Genomic DNA, 1,638 nt, shown 5'->3' with positions numbered 1-1,638 from the left:
CCACTACGGTGGTGAAGTTGCAGGCAGTGGTCCCAGGAAAAGCCTCTAAGCTTCAGTTTGAGTATGACCGTACCGCAAACCGACACAGGTGGGTGGGATGAATATTCTAAGGCGCTTGAGAGAACTCAGGAGAAGGAACTCGGCAAATTGATACCGTAACTTCGGGAGAAGGTATGCCCTGTTAGCGTGTTAAAGCGCGAGAGGGCCGCAGATAATCGGTGGCTGCGACTGTTTATTAAAAACATAGCACTCTGCAAACACGAAAGTGGACGTATAGGGTGTGACGCCTGCCCGGTGCCGGAAGGTTAAGTGATGGGGTGCAAGCTCTTGATCGAAGCCCCGGTAAACGGCGGCCGTAACTATAACGGTCCTAAGGTAGCGAAATTCCTTGTCGGGTAAGTTCCGACCTGCACGAATGGCGTAACGATGGCCACACTGTCTCCTCCTGAGACTCAGCGAAGTTGACATGGTTGTGATGATGCAATCTCCCCGCGGTTAGACGGAAAGACCCCATGAACCTTTACTGTAGCTTCACATTGGATTGTGAACCGGCTTGTGTAGGATAGGTGGGAGGCACAGAAGAGATGACGCTAGTTGTCTTGGAGCCGCCCTTGAAATACCACCCTAGTCGTTTTGCGGTTCTAACCTAGGCTCCTGAATCGGGGCTGGGGACAGTGTGTGGTGGGCAGTTTGACTGGGGCGGTCTCCTCCTAAAGTGTAACGGAGGAGTTCGAAGGTACGCTAGGCACGGTCGGAAATCGTGCTCATTGTGCAATGGCAAAAGCGTGCTTGACTGTGAGACAGACAAGTCGAACAGGTGCGAAAGCAGGACATAGTGATCCGGTGGTTCTGAATGGAAGGGCCATCGCTCAACGGATAAAAGGTACTCTGGGGATAACAGGCTGATACCGCCCAAGAGTTCATATCGACGGCGGTGTTTGGCACCTCGATGTCGGCTCATCTCATCCTGGGGCTGTAGCCGGTCCCAAGGGTATGGCTGTTCGCCATTTAAAGAGGTACGTGAGCTGGGTTTAAAACGTCGTGAGACAGTTTGGTCCCTATCTGCCGTGGGCGTTGGATACTTGACGGAGGCTGCTCCTAGTACGAGAGGACCGGAGTGGACGTACCGCTGGTGTATGGGTTGTCATGCCAATGGCATTGCCCAGTAGCTATGTACGGAAGAGATAACCGCTGAAGGCATCTAAGCGGGAAACTCGTCTGAAGATAAGGTATCCCGGGGGTACAACCCCCCTAAAGGGTCGTTCAAGACCAGGACGTTGATAGGTCGGGTGTATAAGCACAGCAATGTGTGGAGCTAACCGATACTAATTGCCCGTGAGGCTTGATCCTATAACTGATCAGGCTGAACAAAGAAACAAACAAACGTGTGCGTCAACACGTTCTACTACAAACACAATCAGTGTTGTGCTTCTTTCTAATTGCTCAAAGACTGAGCCATACGAGCTTTAAGTCTGACGACCATAGCAAAGTGGTCCCACGCCTTCCCATCCCGAACAGGACCGTGAAACGCTTTTGCGCCGATGATAGTTGGTGGACACCCGTGAAAGTAGGTCATCGTCAGACTATTTATTACTAAACCCCGTCTTATACAGACGGGGTTTTTTATTGCCTAAAAAA

General features: G+C 51.4%; 2 rRNA genes. Both read left to right on the top strand.

Annotation, left to right across the window (positions count from 1 at the left end):
- Positions 1–1,350, top strand: a 23S ribosomal RNA gene (locus Q335_RS0103345); the annotation flags it as partial.
- 121 nt (positions 1,351–1,471) lie between these two features.
- A 5S ribosomal RNA gene (rrf, locus tag Q335_RS0103340) occupies positions 1,472–1,584 on the top strand.
- The last annotated feature ends 54 nt before the right edge of the window (positions 1,585–1,638 follow it).

Source organism: Brackiella oedipodis DSM 13743 (genome assembly GCF_000621025.1).
Classification (GTDB): Bacteria; Pseudomonadota; Gammaproteobacteria; order Burkholderiales; family Burkholderiaceae_B; genus Oligella; species Oligella oedipodis.
This window is presented reverse-complemented; position numbering and strand designations above follow the sequence as displayed.